Origin of the sequence: Arthrobacter sp. FB24 (assembly GCF_000196235.1) — a bacterium.
GTDB lineage: Bacteria > Actinomycetota > Actinomycetes > Actinomycetales > Micrococcaceae > Arthrobacter.
The window spans coordinates 4629587-4652454 of record NC_008541.1 but is presented as its reverse complement, the minus strand read 5'-3'; the positions used below and the strand labels follow the sequence as shown (position 1 = coordinate 4652454).

26 protein-coding genes are annotated in these 22868 nt (G+C 64.0%); 13 read left to right on the top strand and 13 right to left on the bottom strand.

Annotated features, from left to right (window positions below; translation table 11 throughout):
• Positions 1 to 20: 20 nt before the first annotated feature.
• From ARTH_RS20980 to ARTH_RS20970, 3 genes are all read left to right on the top strand, one after another.
• Positions 21 to 1355 carry a sensor histidine kinase gene (locus ARTH_RS20980; RefSeq protein WP_011693956.1) on the top strand — a complete coding sequence of 445 codons (1335 nt, stop codon included), beginning with the start codon at positions 21 to 23 and terminating at the stop codon, positions 1353 to 1355.
• Positions 1352 to 2104, top strand: a complete 753-nt coding sequence (locus tag ARTH_RS20975) for a response regulator (protein ID WP_011693955.1) — start codon at positions 1352 to 1354, stop codon at positions 2102 to 2104. The genes ARTH_RS20980 and ARTH_RS20975 overlap by 4 nt, the downstream gene beginning before the upstream one ends.
• 228 nt (positions 2105 to 2332) lie before the next feature.
• Entirely contained in the window at positions 2333 to 3751 is a 1419-nt protein-coding gene (locus ARTH_RS20970) for an amino acid permease (protein WP_011693954.1), read from the top strand.
• An 82-nt stretch (positions 3752 to 3833) separates the two neighbouring features.
• Here the strand turns inward: ARTH_RS20970 and ARTH_RS20965 are convergent, their stop codons facing one another.
• Together ARTH_RS20965 and ARTH_RS20960 are read right to left on the bottom strand one after the other, a co-directional pair.
• The gene (locus ARTH_RS20965; RefSeq protein ID WP_011693953.1) at positions 3834 to 4118 is read right to left on the bottom strand and encodes a hypothetical protein; all 285 of its coding nucleotides are present in this window, start codon (positions 4116 to 4118) and stop codon (positions 3834 to 3836) included.
• Positions 4119 to 4171: 53 nt separating this feature from the next.
• The gene (locus ARTH_RS20960) at positions 4172 to 4657 is read right to left on the bottom strand and encodes an Hsp20/alpha crystallin family protein (protein WP_011693952.1); all 486 of its coding nucleotides are present in this window, start codon (positions 4655 to 4657) and stop codon (positions 4172 to 4174) included.
• Between the two features lie 260 nt (positions 4658 to 4917).
• On the opposite strand from ARTH_RS20960, the gene ARTH_RS20955 reads away from it, so the two are divergent.
• From ARTH_RS20955 to ARTH_RS20945, 3 genes are read left to right on the top strand one after another with little or no spacing between them, the layout of a single operon-like run.
• A complete protein-coding gene (locus tag ARTH_RS20955) occupies positions 4918 to 5193 on the top strand; it encodes a YegP family protein (protein ID WP_043431242.1) in 276 nt (91 codons plus the stop codon).
• A gap of 22 nt (positions 5194 to 5215) precedes the next feature.
• The gene (locus ARTH_RS20950; RefSeq protein WP_011693950.1) at positions 5216 to 6127 is read left to right on the top strand and encodes an intradiol ring-cleavage dioxygenase; all 912 of its coding nucleotides are present in this window, start codon (positions 5216 to 5218) and stop codon (positions 6125 to 6127) included.
• A gap of 48 nt (positions 6128 to 6175) precedes the next feature.
• Positions 6176 to 7519: a M18 family aminopeptidase gene (locus ARTH_RS20945; RefSeq protein WP_011693949.1), complete on the top strand. Its 1344-nt coding sequence runs from the start codon at positions 6176 to 6178 to the stop codon at positions 7517 to 7519.
• A gap of 14 nt (positions 7520 to 7533) precedes the next feature.
• On the opposite strand, the gene ARTH_RS20940 is transcribed toward ARTH_RS20945, so the two are convergent.
• From ARTH_RS20940 to ARTH_RS20910, 7 genes are all read right to left on the bottom strand, one after another.
• On the bottom strand, positions 7534 to 8247 hold the full coding sequence (locus ARTH_RS20940; protein ID WP_011693948.1) for a hypothetical protein: 714 nt from the start codon (positions 8245 to 8247) through the stop codon (positions 7534 to 7536).
• The gene (locus ARTH_RS20935; protein WP_011693947.1) at positions 8240 to 9562 is read right to left on the bottom strand and encodes an O-antigen ligase family protein; all 1323 of its coding nucleotides are present in this window, start codon (positions 9560 to 9562) and stop codon (positions 8240 to 8242) included. The genes ARTH_RS20940 and ARTH_RS20935 overlap by 8 nt, the downstream gene beginning before the upstream one ends.
• A 3-nt stretch (positions 9563 to 9565) precedes the next feature.
• A complete protein-coding gene (locus tag ARTH_RS20930; RefSeq protein WP_011693946.1) occupies positions 9566 to 10345 on the bottom strand; it encodes a hypothetical protein in 780 nt (259 codons plus the stop codon).
• A gap of 61 nt (positions 10346 to 10406) precedes the next feature.
• The gene (locus ARTH_RS20925; protein WP_011693945.1) at positions 10407 to 11279 is read right to left on the bottom strand and encodes a glycosyltransferase; all 873 of its coding nucleotides are present in this window, start codon (positions 11277 to 11279) and stop codon (positions 10407 to 10409) included.
• The gene (locus ARTH_RS20920; RefSeq protein WP_052309736.1) at positions 11276 to 12556 is read right to left on the bottom strand and encodes a hypothetical protein; all 1281 of its coding nucleotides are present in this window, start codon (positions 12554 to 12556) and stop codon (positions 11276 to 11278) included. The genes ARTH_RS20925 and ARTH_RS20920 overlap by 4 nt, the downstream gene beginning before the upstream one ends.
• Positions 12557 to 12715: 159 nt before the next feature.
• On the bottom strand, positions 12716 to 13897 hold the full coding sequence (locus ARTH_RS20915) for a glycosyltransferase (protein ID WP_011693943.1): 1182 nt from the start codon (positions 13895 to 13897) through the stop codon (positions 12716 to 12718).
• 291 nt (positions 13898 to 14188) lie between these two features.
• A complete protein-coding gene (locus tag ARTH_RS20910) occupies positions 14189 to 14857 on the bottom strand; it encodes a DUF1345 domain-containing protein (protein WP_011693942.1) in 669 nt (222 codons plus the stop codon).
• 266 nt (positions 14858 to 15123) lie between these two features.
• Between ARTH_RS20910 and rpsF the strand changes: the two genes are divergently transcribed.
• The 4 genes from rpsF (at position 15124) to rplI (ending at position 16898) form a co-directional block, all read left to right on the top strand.
• Complete coding sequence (gene rpsF, locus ARTH_RS20905) at positions 15124 to 15429, top strand: 30S ribosomal protein S6 (protein WP_011693941.1); 306 nt, start codon at positions 15124 to 15126, stop codon at positions 15427 to 15429.
• Positions 15430 to 15484: 55 nt separating this feature from the next.
• Positions 15485 to 16063: a single-stranded DNA-binding protein gene (locus ARTH_RS20900; protein WP_011693940.1), complete on the top strand. Its 579-nt coding sequence runs from the start codon at positions 15485 to 15487 to the stop codon at positions 16061 to 16063.
• Between the two features lie 125 nt (positions 16064 to 16188).
• Positions 16189 to 16428: a 30S ribosomal protein S18 gene (gene rpsR, locus ARTH_RS20895; protein WP_003800144.1), complete on the top strand. Its 240-nt coding sequence runs from the start codon at positions 16189 to 16191 to the stop codon at positions 16426 to 16428.
• Between the two features lie 17 nt (positions 16429 to 16445).
• Positions 16446 to 16898, top strand: coding sequence for a 50S ribosomal protein L9 (rplI, locus tag ARTH_RS20890; RefSeq protein ID WP_011693939.1), 453 nt, complete (start codon positions 16446 to 16448; stop codon positions 16896 to 16898).
• Positions 16899 to 17034: 136 nt separating this feature from the next.
• On the opposite strand, the gene ARTH_RS20885 is transcribed toward rplI, so the two are convergent.
• Positions 17035 to 17457, bottom strand: coding sequence for a DUF1801 domain-containing protein (locus ARTH_RS20885; protein WP_043431235.1), 423 nt, complete (start codon positions 17455 to 17457; stop codon positions 17035 to 17037).
• Between the two features lie 160 nt (positions 17458 to 17617).
• On the opposite strand from ARTH_RS20885, the gene ARTH_RS20880 reads away from it, so the two are divergent.
• Positions 17618 to 18244: an FMN reductase gene (locus ARTH_RS20880; RefSeq protein WP_011693937.1), complete on the top strand. Its 627-nt coding sequence runs from the start codon at positions 17618 to 17620 to the stop codon at positions 18242 to 18244.
• 79 nt (positions 18245 to 18323) lie between these two features.
• Positions 18324 to 18704 (top strand): TFIIB-type zinc ribbon-containing protein, encoded by a 381-nt coding sequence (locus tag ARTH_RS20875; RefSeq protein ID WP_011693936.1) that lies wholly within the window; start codon positions 18324 to 18326, stop codon positions 18702 to 18704.
• Between the two features lie 17 nt (positions 18705 to 18721).
• Here ARTH_RS20875 and ARTH_RS20870 read toward each other — a convergent pair whose 3' ends face one another.
• Positions 18722 to 19303 (bottom strand): hypothetical protein, encoded by a 582-nt coding sequence (locus ARTH_RS20870; protein ID WP_011693935.1) that lies wholly within the window; start codon positions 19301 to 19303, stop codon positions 18722 to 18724.
• A gap of 2 nt (positions 19304 to 19305) precedes the next feature.
• The gene (locus ARTH_RS20865; protein WP_011693934.1) at positions 19306 to 19773 is read right to left on the bottom strand and encodes a hypothetical protein; all 468 of its coding nucleotides are present in this window, start codon (positions 19771 to 19773) and stop codon (positions 19306 to 19308) included.
• A gap of 689 nt (positions 19774 to 20462) precedes the next feature.
• Here ARTH_RS20865 and dnaB point away from each other — a divergent pair.
• The gene (gene dnaB / locus ARTH_RS20860) at positions 20463 to 21845 is read left to right on the top strand and encodes a replicative DNA helicase (RefSeq protein WP_011693932.1); all 1383 of its coding nucleotides are present in this window, start codon (positions 20463 to 20465) and stop codon (positions 21843 to 21845) included.
• 9 nt (positions 21846 to 21854) lie between these two features.
• Here dnaB and ARTH_RS20855 read toward each other — a convergent pair whose 3' ends face one another.
• Complete coding sequence (locus ARTH_RS20855) at positions 21855 to 22841, bottom strand: acyl-CoA thioesterase (RefSeq protein ID WP_011693931.1); 987 nt, start codon at positions 22839 to 22841, stop codon at positions 21855 to 21857.
• Between the last annotated feature and the right edge of the window lie 27 nt (positions 22842 to 22868).

Here is a 22868-nt window from a genome sequence, read left to right as displayed (position 1 = left end):
CCGCCGTCTAGGCTCATCACATGAACGAAGAACCGCCGGCAAAGGACGCATCAACCCCCACCCAGGTTGATGCGTCCTTTGCCGAACTCGCAGACCGCCGCCGCGGCCGACTCCGCCGGTACCTGTACCGGCGGCCCAGGGTCATGGATGCGGTGGTGGTGCTCTGCTACCTGTTGCTGGTCACGCCCACCGCCGTGGACGCCGTGCTCGACGGCGGCTGGGCGGCCACCGCGCTGCTCGCCGCAGTCGCAGCGGCCCTCCTTTTCCGCCGATCCCATCCGGTGGCCGTTGTTGCCGTCATCGCCGTGCTGGAGGTGGGCATCACCGTCCTGCACCCCTGGGGCTCCAACGTTTCCGCGGGGCTGTGGTTTGCGCTGTATGCGTTGGCCGTCCAGCGGTCCCGACGGTTCTCCATCACGGCGCTGGCGCTGGCAAATGCCCCGCTTTCCCTGTTGTACTTCCTTACCCTCGTGGGACCCCTGGAGCGCGCCCTTCCCAACGGCGGCCCCGCAGCGCCGGAGAATTCGCAGCTGGTCTTTGGCATCGTTGCCGGCATCACCATCACGCTGTCCAACGTCATCGCCACCGGCATCGGCATCTCCATCCGGCAGCGGCGGGAACACGAAGCGGAAATCGCGGCCTGGGCGGCCCGGACCGCGGCACTCGGTTCAGTCACCGAACGCAACCGGATCGCCAGGGAGATGCACGACGTCGTGGCCCACTCCCTGACGGTGATGCTCACCCTGTCCGACGGCGCCGCAGTGGTGGTCAGGAAGAGCCCGGAGCGCGCCGCTGAGGTCCTGGCGGAGATTTCCCGGACCGGACGCACGGCCCTGGGAGACATGCGCCGGGTGCTGGGCGTCCTGCGCGACGAGTCGCCGGCGGGCCAGGCGCCCAGGCAACCCCTGAGCGCCGGCAACAGCCTGGCCAAACTTCTCGAGGGCTTCCGCACGGCGGGGCTGCCGCTGCACTATTCGCATACCGGGCCGGCCCTTCCCGAGGACGCGGCCTTCCAACTGACCGTCTACCGGATCGTGCAGGAATCGCTCACCAACGTCCTCCGCTACGGCCGGGCGCTGAGCCGGGTGGAGGTGGGCATGGTCCGGGTGGGCGGGACGGTCATCATTGAAGTGCTCGACGACGGCAGAGGCACGGTGGGGTACGGGGCGGCGGGCCCGGGCGGACCTGGCGCAGCGGCGGGCGGCGCCAGGGCGCTTGGTTCCGGCCAGGGCCTGACCGGCATGCGTGAGCGGGCCGGCATTTACGGCGGTACGGTGGAAGCCGGACGCCCTGCCGGCGGAGGATGGCGCGTCCGGGCAGTTCTGAATTGGAATGGGGACCAAGGAAAAACATGAATGGCAATACACCGATCAAAGTCCTGCTGGTTGATGACCAGCCGCTGCTGAGAATGGGCTTCCGCCTGATCCTTGAGGGCGAGGACGACCTTCGGATCGTGGGGGAAGCATCCGACGGCGCCGAAGCGATCCGGCAGGTCAGGGAAGTGGACCCCGACGTGGTGCTGATGGATGTCCGGATGCCGGTCCTGGACGGAATCGAGGCAACCCGGGCAGTGACCTCGTCCGGCTCCCACGCGAAGGTGATCATCCTGACCACCTTCGATCTCGACGAATACGCCTTCGCCGGGCTGCAGGCGGGCGCTTCGGCGTTTCTGCTCAAGGATGTGGCACCGTCCGAATTGGTGAGTGCCGTGCGTGTGGTGGCGAGCGGCGACGCCGTGGTGGCGCCCCGCGTCACGCGCCGCCTGCTGGAAGCGTACGTCCGGGAGGGCAACCCGCCCGCAGTCAACGGACAACGGGCAGGTACCTCCGCCCCTGCAGCCGGCCGGGGTCGGCATTCGCTCGGAGAAGAGCAGCAGAGGGACCCCCTGCTGGAGGCCCTGACGCCCCGTGAAATGGAGATGCTGGAAGCCATGGCAGAGGGACTGTCCAACGCCGAGATCGCCCACAGGTTCTTCCTTTCCGAGGCGACGGTGAAAACGCACGTGCGCCGGATCCTCGCCAAACTGCATCTCCGGGACAGGGTGCAGGCGGTGGTCTATGCGTATGAGACCGGGCTGGTGGTACCCAGCAATCCGGACTATTAGCTACTCTTAGGTAGATTTCGGGCACATTTCAGAGTTGTTCTAAAGGTCACTCCTGTTGCGTATTGATGTGCTTCATTGTGTGAAGCTCCCTTTGTGGGTACGTCAAAATGTTCGACTGCACATGATCCGGGCGATGGCTTCCGGTCTAGGGTGAAAAAGAAATGTGGCCTGCAACACGGTGATCCGTGTAGCCCGGGGCCCACACCCTCAACGAAGGACGGCGCTTCCATGCACGCTGACCAACAGCTTTCCAAGTCCCTGAAACCACGGCACCTTTCCATGATCGCCATCGCCGGCGTGATCGGGGCCGGGCTCTTTGTGGGTTCCGGTGCTGCCATCCAGCAGGCCGGTCCCGGCATCCTGCTCGCCTACATGGCCGCAGGAATTGTGGTGATCCTGGTGATGCGGATGCTCGGTGAAATGGCTGCAGCCAACCCCGAGACCGGATCGTTCTCCACATACGCGGACAAGGCGCTGGGCCGGTGGGCCGGATTCAGCATCGGCTGGCTCTACGCATGGTTCTGGATCATCGTCCTGGGGATCGAAGCCACCGCCGGTGCGGCCATCATGCACCGCTGGGTTCCGGGCATCGACCAGTGGGTGTGGGCCCTGGTCCTCATGGTCCTCCTGACGCTCACCAACCTGGGCTCGGTGAAATCGTACGGAGAATTCGAGTTCTGGTTCGCCTCCATCAAAGTCGCCGCAATTGTGCTGTTCCTGCTCTTCGGCGTGGCCGCCATCCTGGGCCTGATTCCCGGAGTTCCGGCACCCGGACTGGACAACCTGGTCAACAACGGCGGATTCCTGCCCAACGGCCCCGGAGCAGTCCTCGCCGGCATCCTGGTGGTTGTCTTCTCCTTCTTCGGCGCCGAAATCGCCACCATTGCCGCCGGCGAATCAGAGAACCCGGTGGACGCCGTCAAGAAGGCCGTGAAGTCCACTGTCTGGCGCATCCTGGTGTTCTACATCGGCTCAATTGCCATCGTGGTCACCCTGCTGCCGTGGAACTCCGCATCCGTGGCCAAGAGCCCGTATGTCGCAGTGATTGAACTGTTCGGCATCCCCGGCGCCGGCACCATCATGGACATTGTGGTGCTGACTTCGGTGCTGTCCTGCCTGAACTCCGGCCTCTACACCGCTAGCCGCATGCTGTTCTCCCTCGCCCGCCGCGGGGACGCACCCCGCGCCTGGACAAGGATCTCCGGCCGCGGCGTACCTGCCTCCGCCGTGCTGGCCTCAACCGTGGTCGGGTTCATCACTGTGGGCCTGAACTACATCGCCCCGGACACCGTGTTCCTGTTCCTCGTGAACACCTCGGGTGCGATTGCGCTGTTCGTCTGGCTGGTTATCGCCTCCTCGCAGCTCGTCCTGCGCCAGCGCATGGGTGCCGCCGCCAAGGACCTTGCCCTGAAGATGTGGCTGTTCCCGTACCTGACCTGGGTGGCCATTGCCAGTATCGTCGCGCTGCTGATCGGCATGGTGATCCTGGAATCCACACGGGAGTCGCTGCTGCTTTCACTGGGCCTGGCCGCTGTGGTGGTGGGCGTGGGTGTCTGGCGCTACCGCAAGGGTCTGGGCGCCACTGGCACCGTTACGGAAGAAGCCGCGCCGGAAGAGGCCGGAGTGAGTGCCGGCCCGGCGTCGTAATTCAAAGGCGCTAGCCCGGGAAAGGGCTTAGCGCAGCAGCAGGAGCGGGCACAGTCCGCCCGGAAACGGAGTCCGGCCACCTTCAGTCAGGGTGGCCGGACTCCTTTCCGTTTGGATCCGGCTGCACCGCGTCGAAGAACCGATGATCCCCGGCTGCAGCGGATGATCCGTGAACGCGGGAGCGAATGAAGCTGACGTCTGCCGCCGTGAGCTGGATGGCACCGTGCTGGTCGAGGACCACGGGCTCATCCGCAACCCGGGCGACGATGGTCGAAATCGTCCTGGGCAGCACAACACACCCGGGATTGTCCATGAGCCACCGGCGGGTCGCGGGATCAAGCCGGTGCCACTGTGATTTCAGTTCCATGTGTTGTATTGCCTCTTTCCCGGTCGGGCTGTTGTTCGATGGCGGAGCTGCGGCTAATCGCGGCTAATGGGAAGCCGTTTCTCGGCGGCATCGGTTCCAGGTGCCGTGGGAAGAGGGGTCCTGACTTCCAGGACGCCGTTCCGGAAGGACACTTTGATGTCCTGGTCCGTCACCCCCTCCGGCAACGGCAGGTTGCGGGTGAAACGGCGGTACCTCAGTCCGGAAGGAAAGCGGTCCCCTTCGGAGTGGCCGCCGGCCCCATCGCGCCCGGCCTGGATGTGCAGCACTCCGCCGGCCACGGAAACCTCAATGTCCTTGTCCGGATCCGCGCCAGGCATCTGTGCCCGGACCACGAGGGTCTCCCCGTCGACGTACTCGTCGACACTGACTTCCTCGACGCTCACGGGGCTTGGCGCGTGCGCGTGTTCGAAGGGACGCGCCATTGCACCGACGAAGGAGGACGGTGTCCTGCCCGTTCCTTCCTGGGCAGATGGCCACCGGGCCGATTCGAACGGGGACCATTTCAACGCACCGGACATAGCTCTCTCCTGATTGTTCTCCTGGCAAAGGCAAACCGACATCCGTTGGCGGCCCGGACCCAAACCCCAGTAGATACCCATCCCCGGACCGGGCAACAGGGCCCAAAGTCCCCGGATGGTGCGGGACTGAACCCGGTGACCGGGGGAGCCCGCGCCCATGTCCGGAATTTATCCAAGCAGAGGACTTTCGCCCCTTACCGGTTGAAGGGATGCGGGACACCATGGATGGGAATCCCCACGACCACCTTTGGAAGGAAACCATGGCGGGACAATTTGAACTTTTCGCGGACGATGCAGCCGAGGTGCGTTTTAGGATGATCGCCCCCGACGGTACGGTGCTGGCCGTATCCCGGCCGTTTCCGGATACCAGGTCGGCCGCTGCCGGCATCGAGGCAATGCGGGAATGCGCCGGCACGGGCCTGATCAGCAACCTCTGCCCAAGCGTCCTCGAGCCGGTGAAGGCCCGCACCATGAAAACCCCCGCACCTTCGGCAGTCGCACAGCGGGCTCACAGGAAAGGCCTATGCGCGGCATAGCCCGTCGGCGTTTGATGTGTCCATGACAACCTCAACGCAACTTCCCCGCGAGCCCCATCCCGACCATGACCGCGGCCTGGAATTCGACCTCTCCACCCTGATGAGCCGGCGTTCCCTGGGCCTTTTTTTCGGCGCCGGCACAGCCGCCGCGGCGCTGGCGGCCTGCACTCCCGGCGGGTCCGCTTCCGGAACCGCGAGCACGACGGCGGCCGCCAGCAGTTCCGCAACCAACACCCCGGCTTCGTCAGTGACAGGGTCCGCCACACCATCCACATCACCCACGCTAACCCGGGCCATCGCCGAATGCGGCGTGGAAATTCCGCAGGAAACAGCTGGGCCTTATCCCGGGGACGGTTCCAACGGGCCCAACGTCCTGGAGGCGTCCGGCGTGGTCCGGCAGGACATCACCGCCAGCTTCGGAACCTCCACCACCAAGGCGGAAGGCATCCCGCTGACGGTCACCCTGACTCTCCTGGACAACGCCAGCGGCTGCAAACCCCTTGCCGGCGCCGCCGTCTACGCCTGGCACTGCGACCGGGACGGCAAATACTCGATGTACGACGCCGGACTTGAAAATGAGAACTTCCTCCGCGGTGTCCAGGAAGCGGATGCCAACGGGCAGGTGTCTTTCACCACCATCTACCCCGGGGCATACAACGGACGTTGGCCGCACATCCACTTCGAAGTCTTCGAATCCATGAGCAACACCACAGCGGCCGGCCAGGTGCTGGCGGTCTCCCAGATCGCCATGACGGAAGCCGCCTGCAACGAGGTCTACGCCACGGCAGGCTATGAGTCCAGCGCCCGGAATTTTCCGAACACCACGCTCACCTCGGACAACGTGTTTGGCGACGACGGCGGCATCCACCAGCTGGCCACCATGTCCGGTTCAGTGGCCGGCGGCTTCTCGGCAGGACTCAACGTCACGGTGTAGGACAGGGCCTCAGGCGCGGGCCGCCGGGTCACGGCTAGACTCGGAGCCATGCCTTCCCACGCCACTGCCGCACACCACATCCAGGACCTCGGCGCGTACGTCAGCGCCTCGCCGTCGAGCTTTCACGCAGTACAGGAAGCCGCGAGCCGGCTGGACCGGGCGGGCTTCACCGGCCTGGACGAACTGGCGGCGTGGCCGGCCGGCGGTGGCACGGATGGCGGCGCGGCAGGGCGGTTCTATGTGGTCCGCGACGGCGCCCTGATCGCATGGTTGACGCCGAAGAATGCCGGCCCGACCACCGGCTTCAACATCCTCGGGGCCCACACCGATTCGCCGTCGTTCAAACTCAAGCCCAAGCCCACCACGGGAAAATTCGGCTGGCTGCAGGCCGGTGTGGAAGTCTACGGCGGCCCCCTGCTCAATTCCTGGCTGGACCGGGAACTGCAGCTGGCCGGCCGGCTGGTGATGCTGGACGGTAAGCAGTGCCTGACCGCCACGGGGCCGCTGCTGAGGTTCCCGCAGCTCGCCATCCACCTGGACCGCGCGGTCAATGAGGGCCTGGCGCTGGACAAGCAGCAGCACATGAATCCCGTCTTTGGGCTCGGCGATCCGGGAGCTGAGGACCTCCTCGCGCTGCTGGCGGAACGGGCCACTGCAGCGGCGCCCGGCTTGGCGCCGGTGGATCCCGCACAGATCGGCGGGTACGACGTAGTCGTGGCGGACACGCAGCCGGCCGCGGTTTTCGGGGCCAGGGGTGAGTTCTTTGCCTCCGGACGGCTGGACAACCTGTCCGCCACCCATGCGGGACTGGCCGCGCTCATCGCCCACGCCGAAGCCGGGAACCATCCGGACGGGGGGCCCATCGCGGTGCTGGCGGCGTTCGATCACGAGGAGATCGGCTCCAATTCGCGGTCGGGGGCCTGCGGACCGCTCCTCGAGGACGTTTTGGTGCGTATCTCGGACGGCCTCGGAGCGTCGGTCAGCCAGCGCCGGCAGGCCCTGGCGGCGTCGTTCTGCGTGTCGGCCGATGCCGGCCACGCGGTGCACCCGAACTACGCGGAGCGCCATGACCCGGTCAACCGGCCGGTGCTCAACGGCGGCCCGTTGCTTAAGATCAACGCCAACCAGCGCTACGCGACCGACGGCCCGGGTGCCGCCTTCTGGGCGCGGCTGTGCGCCGACGCGGGGGTCCCGTACCAGGAGTTCGTCTCGAACAACGTGATGCCGTGCGGGTCCACCATCGGACCGCTGACGGCGACGCGGCTGGGCATCAGGACCGTGGACGTGGGCGTGCCGTTGCTGTCCATGCACTCCGCCCGTGAACTCTGCGGCGTGGAAGACCCGTTCCGGCTGGCCCGTGTGACGGAATTGTTCTTCCGGACGGCGGCTTAGCGGGGGCGCAGGATTCAGGAGCGGACTTCGGTGCGGTCCCTGGCGGTGGGGGCACGGGGGCGGAGTTGGGCGCGCCGGCCTGCGGCACGCAGCGTCAGCCGGTCCACAAAACCTGCCGCGGCTATGGACAACCCAACGGCGAGTACAGCCAGCGCACTGGCGGCGTAAACGGGTTTGGCCGCCTGGTAGCTGATTTCCGGAGTGCCGGGCGAAAGGCTCGTGGTGATGAAGGACCGCGGAATCACTCCCATGGCTTCCTGCCGTTCCGCTGCCGTTGTTTCAATCCTGTCCACGATCCCCGTGAGCACCCTGCTCACCTCGTCCCTTGTCTCTGCCACCACTTCCACGGTGATGGCCGAGCGGTCGAATGAGTTCTGCCACTGGCCGCCGGAACTGGGAACGTAGACGGAGTAACCGTTCCGTAGGCCGGTGCCGTACAGATCGGCACTGGTAGTCCCGGGTTCGGCGTCGCCGCGCTCTCCGTTCACCAGTCGCTCCACCATCGCGGCATAGTGGATGGTGGCCTGCGAATCGGCCCGCAGGGGATTTCCCGCTGCCGCGCCGCTGGGAGGGTAGAACACCACGTCGACCTTGCTCCAGTAGACGCCGGTGGCCCCGGCTGCCTGCAAAACGGCCGGAACCATCAGAGCCATCACGGCCAGGACCACATACCAGCGCCGAAGGACGGCGTGCATGCGCAGCCGGTGTTGGGGTCCGGGGCTAGGCATAGCGCTCCGTTCCCTGCGAATCCTTCATCCGCCAGTAGGCCCCGCACAGTCCGGCCACGAAAAACAGCATCCCGGCGGCCTGGGGGAAGGACAATGCATCGAAGAACCCGGTGAGCACGGCGCCGGCCGCCAGGGAAGCTGCCAGAGCCGGGCCGAGGTTGGCCAGCAGCGGCTCTGCGTAGTGTCGGCGTGCCCTGATGACGACGACGAACCCTACTGCGGGAACGGCGCACAGGGCGATCAGCCCAAGGATGCCCATGTCGATGAGTGTGACCAGGTACTGGTTGTCGAGAATGCGGTAATCCGGCAGGAACGTCCCAAAGCCGCGTCCCAGGAGCGGATTCATTTCCACGAAGCTGGAGACAACATCGTAGCTGTCAGTCCGAGATTTCAGACTCGGATCCTGGCCGCCAAACAGGCCCTTGATGGTGCCCACCATGCCCGGCACCATCACCCAGACAACGCCTACCAGCGCCACCGCCGCCAGTCCTGCCCGCCGCCGCACAGCCGGACTCCACGAAGGCAGGAGAATCACCACGGCCACGAGAACGCCGATGATCGCAGACCTGGATACGGACAAAAGCGCAGCCACGGTGATGGTTCCGACGGGGAACCAGCGCAACAGAAGACGGGAGCCCGTGTCGTACAGGGCCAACGTCAAAGCGAGGGGAAGGACCATGGCAAGTACGAAGGCGTACTCCAGCGGGTTGCGGGCCGTGGCGATGGACCTGTTGAAGCCGCCGCGGTCCTGGAGGGCGCCGAAGTCAGAAACGGCCAGGCCCGGAATGCTGAGTTTTTCGACAAATGACTGACCGGTGAAAAACTGAAGCAGGCCGAGGGCTGCAAACATTCCCCCCAGAAGGCAGAGCCAGCGCAGCAGCTTAATCAGCCGTTCCCGGTTGGGGATTCCGTCCGTCGCCAGCAGGAGTATTCCGGCGCAGGCTGCCACCCGGAGCAGTCCCAGATTCAGTGCGTTGACCTCAGCCGGCGGGAGTGCCCGCGCCGCGCCGGCAGCGTAGCTGGCCAGCGCTGCCGCCACAAAGACCAGTAAGGCCATCCGGATTGGTTGGGAGTCCCGGGCGAGCGACGGCGTCGGGCGTTGAACGTGGTACCAGCACCACCACAGCAACGCGACGAGCGCGAAGAGGGCCGCCGGAGCGCCCGCGCCGCCGAGTGCCGCTACGCTCCTGTTGGACGGGATGGCCAGAAGGAGCAACAGGTAGACCGCCAGGACGGTCGCCGCATCCGGCCCGGGAGGTCTTCGCTCCAGGCCTGGAAGAACTACCTGCTGCCGGGGGCCGCTGTTGGTAAACATGCATTACCGTCGCAGATCGGCAACGGGCACGTACGGTTCAGGTAAAGGCTCGGCCGACGGAGTGGTGCCGGCATATGATCCGGAAGGCAAAGGCATGCGGTCCGCACGGTTCCGCCGTGACAGTCCCGTCTCCTCAACGGGAAAGTCATCGGCGGGCGAGGTGGCAGCCCCACTATGCTTCCTGCCGCGCCGCTTGATCAGCCTCTTGTCTGCCAGCCCCGTCAGCAGCAGCGTGCCCGCCAGACCGAGCGCCGCAACCACCAGCAGGGACCGGGTCCGGGCCTCGCCCACGAGTGTCGTGTCTTTGTCCACACCGAGGGTCAGCAAGGAGATGCGGGATGCCTGCGGCAGGGACAGTTCGTCCTGGAGCGACGTCATGGTCACGGGCATGGCGTCCAGCACGCGGTTCAGGGCCTCCAAGGTTGTTTCGGAGGAGTCTCCCGCGACCTTCACCCGCACGATAGGACCGCTGGTTGTGGCGTCACGCTCGGTGGAATACTCCGCGCCCGGATAGGCTTCCTCAATGGGACCGCGCACGGAGTCCGAATTCAGTTTGACCGTGAGCACCCCCATGGCTTGGTCAAGGCCACCCATGTACAAGAACGGGTTGTCTCCCGATATGACGGCTGTTGGCGGGGGTATAAGGGCCACATTTGCGGTCGCTTCATAAGTCACGGGCGCCACACGGAACACCCAGAAGGACATTCCCGCCGTGATCAGCAGCCCGGCGAGCACAAAGTACCAGCGACGCCTTGCGCTGGCGTACAGGTCACGTAAGAACACAGGATATCCCCCGCCTCAACAGTTCTTGGAGCGCCTCGCAGCCTCTCATCGCAGCTTCCCCTTATCTTCGATGCACCGGGCGAAGCGCCCAGCCCGACTTGAGTTGGTCCAGTCCCTCTTTGCCCAGGACATTCAAGGCGATCTTTTTCACCAGCAAACGGCCGGATTCCTTGACGAATCGCCGCGGCCTGCCCACCGCCAGATCCTTGAACTCCTCGATGGCGCTGAGATCGGGCACGCCGTCCAGCAACCCGCCGAAGGCAACGCGGTACGGTTCCGGAGAAACCCGCCTGCCGCGGATTCTGTTGCTGACGTTCGAATCGTGGACCAATTGGAGCCAGGCCGGGTCTCCGGCCAGTTCCTTGACGCTCATGGAGCGTCCGAGGAGATTGTGCCAGTCCGACCAGCAGGTGCGGGCCGCCGCCCAGTCTTCCCTGACTGAGCAAAAGGCGTTCGCCCGGTCTGTTCTCAGATAAAGTCCGCTGCCGCAGCGAATGAGGCCATTGACGAGGTAGATCGCGGTGCGGGTACCACTATGGCCGGCCGCCTGGAGGCGCTCCACGAAGTCGCTGGCCAGTCCGTCATCGTTGTCCAGGTTTGTGGTGAGGAGTTCGTTGTGCCTGGCCCCGGTGACGGCATGCAGGTCTTGCAGTAGCTCCGCGCTGCTCACTTCGGCGCGAAAGATGGGCGTGAAGAGCGCGTCCTGGTTGAGCTCTGCAATGCGTTCCCTGAGCCACGCGGGACTTTGCGGGTCGAAGTAGATAATCCAATGGAAGTTCTGGTTCGACTGGCACCGGACTGAGGGCAGGCAGTAGCTTTCGAAGAGCCCCAGGCGGGTCTTCAGCCATCCATCCTTGGCCCTTATCCTGCTCTCGGCGCCCCTCGATGGCAGATTGAACCTGGTAAGCAGAACGTGGTCGGCGGGCGCGCTCACAGCTTCACCTTGTAAATGTGGTAGGTGTATTCCGATTCGAATGTGTCAGAAAAAGACCCCGCAGCGTCAACGGGGACAGTGCGGTTTTCGAATAGGACTTCTGCCTGGTTCGTTTTGATGCCGTCGGGTAGCTTGAAATTCCGATTACCCGGCGTGGAACTCCCGTCCACCATGGAAAAAATATACGCGTATCCATCGCGAATTTTCAGCATCGTGTCCAATTGATTTCCCAGTGAAAAGTCATAGGATTGCGTATTTATCACCGGCGCGAGTTCCCTGATTCGGGAATTCACGGTTTTGACGGCCTCCATCTGTTCGGCTCCGCAGAAGCCGGTCATGACCTGGGAGAGCCGGAGCACGCTTCCGCCGCCACAGGGGCCGCTCAGGCTTTGATTGAAGTACACGATCCCTCGTGCCTCATTGATAATCGAATTCATGACGGCTCCTTGCAGCTGGCCCGCCGAAATGTTTGCCACAAACGGGCCTTCCCCGGGGCCGCCGTTGAGGTTTTCCACGAACTGCCACAACGGCTGAAGCTTTCCATCCGCGGCATCCTGGATCCGGAGGGCGTTCATTGTTTTTCCGTAGCTGGAGGCAGTGCGGCAGTTTTGCTCGGTTACAGGCACAATGTGGGCGTTGGTGTATGGGCGCAGGCCGCAGTAAGGAATCGTGTACCAGTACATGTCGAGCGAGACGGCGTCGGTGTAATTGTTCACGAATTGCTGGGCGTCCGGGGCGGCCATGTAATGGCTGATTACCATTTGGGTGAAATTCGCGTACTTGAAGAACCCTTGGGGTGAGCCGTCAGCCAGCGCCTTCAGGTGCTGCCTCCCGGCTTCCGGAGTAAACCGCCCGTCCACCTCGTCGTCCAGGAAAGAGCCAACCCAGTTGCGGCTCTGCTCCGTGAACGTCGCGTTCAGTTTTCCGCCGATCCAATAGACGCCGTTGGCCTCAAATATTGAGTAGGGAGTGGTGTCTGACATCCCCATGTAGGTGTTGATGCCGTGATCCTTGTCGTACTGGACTTCGGCGTCGCTGCTGATCCCGTTGTACCAAATGGCTATCGGAAAGAAGCCCGGATCATCCCACCCGGCGCCGTCGGCCTTGCTGAACTTCTTCCAGTAGTCAGGGCCGCCTTCCCACGGGATCTTGGGCAGGTCTTGAACGGCTACGACGGGTGCTGCCTCGATCCGGGAGCGGTCATCGGGCGCCGTGCATGCCGTGACGAGGAGCCCCACGGCTGATAGCAGGGCTGTTGAGGTCAGCAAGGACTTCATGGCCCGGCGCCTGCCATTCGCCCTCTGCTGGAAGCCTTTCCATTTTCGTGTTGTTCTGATTCCGCGCATGCCTTGTTCCCTCCGCTCCCGGGACTCTGTTGCCCGAGTTGCTGTGGTTCCGCTCATCGCTTGTCACTCCAATCAACCGTCATTGCCGCACTACGCGGCCATGCCTCCTGCCTGGCCATGCGGGCCCACCATGTCAAGGAGCTGGTTGGCCCTTGCCTCCCAGGTGTGGAGTGCCGCAAAGTGACGGCGCTGTTCCTCCGCCAGGGGATCGTGCGGGCCGGCCAGTGCCTGCTGAACGCGCTTTGCGAACTCGTCACGGCCGCTGCCGACGGTCACCAGTTCCGTGTTCAACCACCGGACGGCCGGCAGGTCGGTGGCGACAACCGGTACGCCGGCGGCAAGGTACTCCAAAGTCTTTAGGGGGAAGCTCGCCCGGTTGAAGGGGGTGTCGGCGTACGGAGTCAGGCCCACGCCCGCTGCCGCCAGGTGCTGCCCCAGTTCCGTGGTCGGAAGCTCACCGAGCCAGGTGACGTTCTCGGAAGCCAGGAAGAGGTCGAGGCGCCGGCCGGTCTCCGGGTCGCGTTCGGTCCGGGGACCGATGACCAGCAACGGGACCCCCGCATCCGTGACCGCCTCCAACAGATCCATATCCAGCCTTTCGTTCAGCTGGCCCACGAGGGCGGCGTTGTCGGAGCGTTCGACGCGAAGCGGGGCGTCCTTCCCGGGATCACAGCCGTTAGGCAGGACGACGACGGAGGCCGGGCGGTCAGGGAAGCTCGCCTCCAGGTTTTCGGCCAGATGCGGGGACACGGCCGCGGCGATGTTCGCCTCGCGGAGGTTCCGGCGCAGCGTACGGCGCACCAACGGACCGGACAGGCCCATCAATGGCGCTCCGGCCACCCAGTCATCGGTGACAAAAAGGATCTTCCGGCCCGCCAGCCGGGTGGGGAAACCGGAGGTGGGCGATGAGACCATCACGGCGACGGGGGTAGCCTTCATGGTCCGGAGAGCGGACCTGATGGCATGCCCCAATACGCCCTTGGCAACAGTGGCAAGGACCGCGCGGGTGAAGCCGGGGATGGAAAGTGAACGCAAGCGGGTGATGCCGGGTGCGACGTTGCTCAGTTCGTTGCGGACGCGCAGTGCGTTTATCCCATGCCGGAACGCCAGGTGAACCGGGAGCGGCGGATCGACCCACAGCACCGCTACCTGGCTCGCCAGAGCTGCCGCCAGCCGGTGGTCGGTTCCCTGAACGTTCTCCCAGCGGCTCCCGGGGACATACACGAAAACCTGTTGCCCTGGCTTGCAGTCGAGACTGCCGGTTTGAAGCATGCGGTTGCCTTCCTCTGTCAGAAAGAGACCGTGCTTTCTGCGTTCCCAATCCATTGCCGCCGGCATTTTGCCGTTGGCCATGGCCCAGCTTCAGTCTTCTCACCGGCGATGCCCCACACACCGCGATCCTGCGCCCAGCGGCTTAGGCCGGAAGATGCATGGACCGGTGGTGATGAACTGAGGCAAATATAACGACCGGTTCTACCCGGCACTAGAGAATCCACCACTTGGGTGAAGGGCTCCACCACTCGCACGACGTCCCCGTAGGACGCCGGTGCAACAAGCCGGGTCCTAGGCGAGCCCGATCACCAGGTTGATGGTGGCGGCCAGGATGACGGTGCCGAAGAGATAGGACAGCAGGCTGTGTTTGAGGGCTTCGGCTCGGATGAGGTGGTTCTGCAAATTGGTGTCGGACACCTGGTAGGTCATGCCCAGGCTCGTGGCCAGGTAGGCGAAGTCCGTGTACTGCGGAGGCCGGTCCTGGTTGAAATCGATGCCGCCCGCGTCCGATCCGCCGCGCTTCCCGGGACTGTAGTACAGCTCGGCGTAGCGCAGGGTGAAAAGGGTCTGCACCAGGATCCACGACAACGCGACGCACGCCAGGGCCAGGAGGCCGCCGCTCAGTCGCGAGCCGCCGTCGGATCTGTGCGAGTCCACCACAACGGCTGCAACTGCGGCCAGGCTCGCGACGTTGGCCACCAGGATCAGCAGGTCGGTGGTACTGCGGGACGGGTCCTCGGACGTCGCGTGGGCGCGGGTCCCGGCGGGATCGAGGCGTCCCACCACAAGCCAGATCCAGGCCACGTAGACCAGCGCGGCGCTGCCCCAGCCGACGGCCGGCGCCTCCACCCAATATCCGGAAAGTCCGGTGGCCGCAGCGGCCGCCAGCCCGGTCATAACCATGGCAAGAAACCGCAGCCGGCTTCGTTTCACCCTGGCGGGCAGGGGGCTGGTGTCCATATGTCGATACTCTAGTCAAACAAACAGGCCGCGCCCGGATCCGGGCTGTTTTTCCACATAGGGACCTGGAGCGTTTCCGCCCGGGGCGGACCCGGGGCTAGCCTGAAGCGGTCACGAATCGCCGAAACCGGCCTAAATGCACTAAGATATTGAAGTCTGTGCTGCGTCCTGCCTCCGTTTGGGGACCGGATGCGCACGGCACCGCAAATGAACCTCCTGTTACGGAAATGCCGTAACCGCTTAGCCCAAAGGAGGTGGGTTCACATATGCGTCCTTACGAATTGATGGTAATCATCGACCCCGAGGTCGAAGAGCGTACCGTTGAGCCGTCGCTTCAGAAGTTCCTGAACGTCATCACCAACGATGGTGGAACCATCGAAAAGGTTGACATCTGGGGCCGTCGTCGACTGGCTTACGAAATCAAGAAGAAGTCTGAAGGTATCTACGCCGTGGTGAACTTCACCGCCAAGCCGGACACCGCCAAGGAACTTGACCGCCAGCTGAGTCTCAACGAGACCATCATGCGCACCAAGATCACCCGCCCCGAAGAGCAGAAGGTCGTTGCTGAGTAATTTCAGCACCGTGCATTCAATCTTTATCCCGCAGGAACGAACAAGGAGGCAGTAGATGGCAGGCGAAACCACTATTACGGTCATCGGTAATCTCACCAATGACCCCGAACTGAGGTTTACACCGTCAGGTTCGGCAGTAGCGAATTTCACCATCGCTTCTACGCCCCGCACCTTCGATCGCCAGTCGAACGAGTGGAAGGACGGGGAAACCCTGTTCCTCCGCGCATCCGTCTGGCGTGAAGCAGCCGAAAACGTCGCAGAATCCCTCACAAAGGGTATGCGGGTTATCGTTTCCGGACGTTTGAAGAGCCGTTCCTACGAAACCAAAGAAGGCGAGAAGCGCACCGTTATCGAGCTCGAAGTCGATGAAATCGGCCCGAGCCTGCGCTACGCCAACGCCAAGGTCAACCGCACCCAGCGCTCCGGCGGCCAGGGTGGTCAGGGTGGCTTCGGCGGCGGCAACAGCGGCGGTGGGTTCGGTGGCGGCCAGGGTGCAAGCCAGGGCGGCAATACCGGCGGAAACTGGGGCGGCAACCAGCCCGCGGCAGCGCAGGAAGACCCTTGGGCAACGCCCGGTGTCAGCAATGCAGGCGGCGGCTGGGGCAACGGCCCGGATTCCGAACCTCCCTTCTAACCAATAATTCAGGTCCGGCTCGGAACCCGCCGGGATGCCTTACGGCTCCCGGGTGAGTACCGCCGTCGAACCACCACCATCCCGTGGATCAATATCCACGGGCTCCATAGAATAGGAGCTCCACGATGGCTAAGGCTGAACTCCGTAAGCCCAAACCAAAGTCCAACCCCTTGAAGGCCGCTGACATCACCGTCATCGACTACAAGGACGTAGCATTGCTGCGCAAGTTCATCTCCGACCGCGGAAAGATCCGCGCCCGTCGCGTCACTGGCGTCACGGTGCAGGAACAGCGCAAAATCGCCCAGGCAATCAAGAACGCCCGCGAAGTTGCTCTGCTGCCTTACTCCGGCGCTGGCCGCGGCTAAGGAAGGGATTAACTAAAATGGCAAAGCTCATTCTGACCCACGAAGTAACCGGTCTCGGTGCTGCTGGCGATGTTGTCGAGGTCAAGGACGGTTACGCACGTAACTTCCTGCTGCCCCGCGGTTTCGCACTGACCTGGTCCAAGGGTGGCGAGAAGCAGGTTGAGTCGATCAAGGCTGCCCGCGTTGCCCGTGAGCACGCTTCCCTGGAAGACGCTCAGAAGCAGGCCGCTGCACTCTCCGCCAAGCCGGTCAAGCTCGTTGTCAAGGCTGGCGAGACCGGACGCCTGTTCGGTACCGTCAAGCAGGGCGACGTGGCCGACGCTGTTGAGGCCGCCGGTCTCGGCCGCATCGACAAGCGCAAGGTTGAACTGCCGGCACACATCAAGTCGGTTGGTTCCTACCAGGCCAACGTCCGTCTGCACGACGACGTTGCTGCTGTGATCGAACTCGACGTAGTCGCAGGCAAGTAGTTCCTCCGGCCATTCGCCAGAGCGCTACGAAGTCCTGAACTGCTGAAGGCCCCCGCTTCGGATTCCTATCGGAACCGAACGCGGGGGCCTTTGTTCTTAAATTCCAGGCTGCTTTCAGTGCATGGTGTCCGCGGGGCTATTCCTGGTGCATCACCGTGGTGGAGTGCCGGTGGCCCGCCCGGATGAGTTCTGCCAGTACGGCTTCATCCACGTCCTCCAGCTTGTTGATGTAGAGGCATCCTGCGCCGACCTTGTGCTTGCCTAGCCGCGGAAGGAGCTCCGCAGCTTCGGGCGCGTAGGTCAGTCCATAGAGTGAGAGGCTCCCCTTTCGCGGGGAGAAGCCGACGGCTACCGTGTCCCCCTCGCGGCCGCTCTCATACCGGTAGTGATAGCTGCCAAAACCCACGATGCCGGGGCCCCACATCACGGGCGTTTCGCCGGTGTGTTCCTTCATGAGGGCCAGGAGCCGCAGGCCGTCCCGCTGGCGGGCCGGATTCTCCACACCGTCAAGGAAGTCCTCCACGGAGGCGTCCGTTGCCTGGGTCTTGTTTTCAACCATGACGGCAGTCTGGCAGACACCGCTGCGCTTGTCAGCAGGGTCGCGGCAGCGTTCCACAGCAGGGTTCGGTTGCCGCGGAATAAAGACGGGCCCAGGCGGGTTTATTCGATAGATGCAAACGCATGTAGTCTGATTTACCGTTGACCCTCAGGAGTAAACCGTGGAAACCCGCCGCATAACCGTCCTCAGCGCCGGACTGGGCGTACCGTCGTCGAGTAGGCTGCTGGCCGACCAACTCGCAGCCGCAGCCGAACGCAGCATCACTGCCGCCGGCTATGAGGTATCCATCGATGTGGTGGAACTCCGCGATCTGGCCGTGGACATTGCCAACAACTTCGTGACCGGGTTCGCGCCACCGCGGCTGGCCGAAGTGATTGCCGGTGTGGAGGACTCCGATGGCATCATCGCCGTCACGCCGGTGTTCAGCGCCTCCTACAGCGGCCTGTTCAAGTCCTTCTTCGATGTCCTGGACCCCAAGGCGCTGGAGGGCAAGGCCGTCCTCCTTGGGGCAACCGGCGGCACCGACCGCCACCAGATGGTTCTGGACTACGCCATGCGGCCCTTGTTCAGTTACCTGCGGACCCGCACTGCTGCCACCGGCGTGTTCGCCGGGCCCCAGGACTGGGGAAACACGGACGACGGCGGCTCGCCCCTTTCGGTGCGGATCGAGCGGGCAGCAGAAGAGTTCGCGGGACTTGTTGCAGCTTCGCGGCCGCAGCGTAAGCCGGACGCCGCAGAGTCCCTGCCGTTTGAACAGCTGCTGGCGGGAATCTCGAACAGCCGGTAGGCGCGGCGCCCGGCACCAGGCCGGCGTGTCCTCCGCACGTTCGCCGAACTATTCCAGGGGTCCGCTCGTTGTGCGGGACATGAAATGCCCTGTGGATTCAGTAGACCTGGTAATGAGTGAGCGCAGCGGAGTGGAGATCGATTACTGTCCGCAGTGCCGAGGCGTGTGGCTGGACCGCGGCGAGTTGGACAAGATTATCGACCGCGCAGCCGAGTTGATGGGGCCGGGGACGCCGGCTGCTCCCGTTGCCCCGGCGGCTCCCGCTCCCGGGCTGATTCCGCCGCCGCTGTACAACAACCTTGACCCGCGCCGGGATGACAGGCGGCCGGATGACCGACGCTATGACGAGCGCAGGGACCGGCCCCGCTATGATCAGCCCCGCCATGACGACCGACGCTACGACGACCGACGGCGGCCCAAGAAGAAAGAAGGCTGGCTCGGGGAGCTCTTCGATTTCTGAGTGGTCAGGCTGGATGCTCAGTCGTCGAGCAGCGCAATGAACTCCCTGGCCTGTTTCATGGAAATGTCCGAGTGCCGGGTCAGTGCCGTTGCTGCTCCCTCAGTGTCACCGCTTTTGGCCAGCGTGCGGATCCGGCCGTAGATCTCGTCGTTCAGCATATTGCTGCTGACCTCCCGAGTGACGTCGCCTTTACTGGCGATCGCGCGGTAGCGGTACGGGAAACGCTCGGGAGCATCGTCGTCGTCATGCTCCGGGGCCTCAGGGGCCGCTGAGTGGAACGGCTGCGGGTGGGCGGCCAGGGCGCCGACGGCGTCGCGGGAGGCCCGCAGGCCCTCACCTGATGCTTCGTAGTAGAGCTTGATGGCCGCCATGGCCTGGCCTTGGGCGATCAGGGCGTACAGGCGCCGGTGCTGGTCTTCGGTGAGTTTGGCTGCTGCGGCCTTGGCAGCTTCCACCGGATCGCCGGGCGGCGTGCCGCGGCCCGTCTTGGCGGCAGAACCCGTTGCGCCGGCGGTGCGGCGTCCTAGAGCACGGGCCACCAGCAGGACGGCGGCCCCTACGATGAGCAGGATCAGGACGGGGATCACTAGCGATTCCATTGCTAAAGCCGATCTACATAATTTTTTGCGGTCAAGAGATCTGAGTGCGTTGCCTGCCGCAGCATCTTGATGGCTTGCAGTTTCTGGCCGTTGCGGGCCATGGACTGCAGCTGGAGGGCGAACTGCGGGTTCAATTGGCCGCCGGGGAGGACCGGACCTTGGTAGCCATGCATGCCAACGCCGGGACTGGACCCGGCCTGGGCGCGCAAGGCCGCCCGTGCGTGGTCTGCCTGCTGGGACTGCTGTTGCTCGTTCTGGCTTGGCCGGGTGGCGGCATCAACCCGTGCCCGCGCGGCGGTGGCTGCCTGCACCTGGGCGGCGTAGTGAGCCTGCGACCGTATGGCCAGTTCCAGCTGATAGCGCTCCGCATCCGAGATCCCTGTGTCCCGGGGTTTCAGTGCCGTGGAAACCGCCCAGATTACTGCCACAAGGATGAGGGCAGGCAGCATAACTATGAATACATCGCCCATGGATAGAGCTTATGCCAGTTCGCTGTTATCCACAGCATATTCTCGGTTGCGCATACAGCGCTGAGAGGAAAGCGTCAATTCGGACCCCGTGGAGCGGCCTAAATCACACAACGGGTATATTCTCCGTCACTTGTCCCCGAGTTACTGGCCGGTATCCCCAGTGGGAACCTGCAAGCTGTGGATGAACGTTCCCTAAAAGAATCTTTCATCCACAGGCCATTTTTAGCGTTTCCGCAGGTCAGAGCCATATTCGCTCTCAAAGTTTCTTGGTTTCCACAGGTGGCCACACAGGCTGTGCACAAGCAGCGGCCGGTAGTCCACAACTTATCCACAGGTGTGCATGCATGTGGGCTTGGTGCCCGGGGGAAGGGGTACTAACGTAGCGGGATACCTGTTTATGGGGCATCAGTACTTGGTTTCGGGAGTCCGCAGAAGCATATTGCAGGCGATCCCGGGCCCGCCCGGACCACGAATTGTGGATAACCTCCGCAAAATGGGGATAACCGGGCTTACGGCCGGAACAGCGGGCGCGGGCGCAGTCCCGCGCAGGAGGACTGTCAGTGCCGGGTGGTAGTACTTGTCCTGCCACGCAGCGGGGTTTCGCTGCGCCGCGGCAGCCCAATGGCAGATAGCTACAGCACCGACGGCATCAAGGAATGCGCCGCGGTACACAACGGAGGACGGCAGCTTTGTCAGTTACGCACCTGGACTCAATCGAGGGCACCCGGGGTTCCGAAGGCAGCCGCAAGCCGCCCCAGGACATCCCCGCTGAGCAATCAGTTCTTGGCGGCATGATGTTGTCCAAGGACGCCATCGCCGACGTAGTGGAGATCCTGCGGGGCCAGGACTTTTACCGCCCCGCGCACGAGACCATCTACGAAGCCGTGATTGACCTTTACGGCCGTGGTGAGCCCGCCGACGCCGTCACAGTGTCCGATGAACTGACCAAGCGCGGCGAGATCAACAGGATCGGCGGGCCCGCGTACCTGCACGAGCTCATCCAGACCGTCCCCACGGCAGCCAACGCCGGATACTACGCGGAGATCGTTGCCGAGCGTGCAGTCCTGCGCAGGCTGGTCAATGCCGGTACCAAGATCGTCCAGCTGGGCTACGGCTCGGACGGCGAAGTAGAAGACCTCGTCAACCAGGCGCAGGCCGAGGTATACGCCGTGGCCGAGCGGCGCACCGCCGAGGACTACGTGGTCCTCAAGGACGTCATGGAATCCACGGTGGACGAAATCGAAGCCTCAGGCCATCGCGGCGAGGGAATGGTGGGCGTACCTACGGGCTTCTACGAATTGGATGAACTGACCCACGGCCTGCACCCGGGGCAGATGATTGTCATCGCAGCCCGTCCGGCCGTCGGCAAGTCCACGTTTGCGCTGGACTTTGCCCGGTCCGCCGCCATTAAGAACAACCTCGCCACGGTGATGTTCTCCCTGGAAATGGGCCGGAACGAAATCGCCATGCGCCTGCTCTCCGCGGAGGCGACCATCGGCCTCCAGGATCTCCGGAAGGGCACCATCAAGGACGAACAATGGTCCAAGATCGCCACGACCATGGGCCGGATGAATGACGCGCCGCTGTTCATCGATGACAGCCCCAACATGTCGCTCATGGAAATCCGGGCCAAGTGCCGCCGGCTCAAGCAGCAGCACGACCTCAAGCTGGTCATCCTGGATTACCTGCAGCTCATGAGCTCCGGTAAGAAAGTGGAATCGCGCCAGCAGGAAGTCTCGGAGTTCTCCCGTGCACTGAAGCTGCTGGCTAAGGAGCTCCAGGTGCCCGTGATTGCCCTGTCCCAGCTGAACCGTGGCTCGGAACAACGCCAGGACAAGCGGCCCATGGTCTCTGACCTCCGTGAATCAGGCTCCATCGAGCAGGACGCCGACATGGTCATCCTGCTCCACCGCGAGGACGTCTACGACAAGGAATCGCCGCGCGCCGGCGAGGCGGACATCCTCATCGCCAAGCACCGTAACGGCCCCACGAAGGACATTGTGGTGGCCTTCCAGGGGCATTACTCGCGGTTCGCCAACATGGCGGCAGACGCAGGCGGCGGCGGCTTCTAGCCGACCCGACTATGCGGGCTCCTGCACGCCACCAGCGGAGAGCAGGTGGTTGGGCAGCCGGTTTCCCGGTGCCCGGCCACGGATTTCCAGCAGCTCCCGGGCATGGGCGTGCAGGCGCTTGTCCTCCTCCGAGACCGGCACCCACGGCGGAATCGGCAGGGAGTTCCCCGCAGCGTCCCTGGCCACCATTACGGTCAGGCAGTACGTCGTCAGGTTCATCTCCCGCCCCTTGGGATCCCCGGAGCGGACGTGCACCGCAATGTGCATTCCCTTGGTGCCGGTGTACACGAGCCGCGCCTCCACTTCCACGACATGGCCGATCAGCAGTGGCCGGTAGAAACGCACCCCGCCGGAAAATACCGCCACGGTGTCCTTGCCGCAGTACCGGGAGGCGCAAACATAGGCGGCCTCGTCGATCCACTTCATGACGATGCCGCCGTGCACCTTGCCGCCCCAATTGACATCCGTGGGGGCGGCCATGAACCGAAGGACCACCCGTTCCGCGGTGCCGGCGTCCGTATATTCCTGTGCATTCATCGCCTGGACGATGTCCTCGCGGACCTTGATCCGCGCCAGGGCGTGGTCACGCTGCTCGATTTCCTCGGGAGTGGAAGGTTCGAACTGCGGGACGGGCACCGGTTTACCGTCCGGGCCCACCGCCACAAAAATCACCATGCACTGGCTGCGCATTGTGGCCGCCCCGCCTTTGGGGTCGCCCGAGGACACCACCGTGCGGATATGCATGGAGGACCGGCCGGTATAGACGATCGTCGCGGTGACTTCCACCATGTCCCCGCTGTTGACCGGATCGGCAAAGTGGATGTTACCCACGTAGGCCGTGACACAGTACGACTTGGCCCAGCCAACCGCTGCGGCATAGGCCGCTTTGTCCACCCACTCGAGCACGGTTCCGGCATCCACGGAGCCGCTGTGGCCGACGTCCATGGGGGCCGCTAGAAAGCGGAGGGTCACTGAATTGGCGGCAGTCTCGCTCATGCTGAGAGTTTACTGATGACCCGGCAT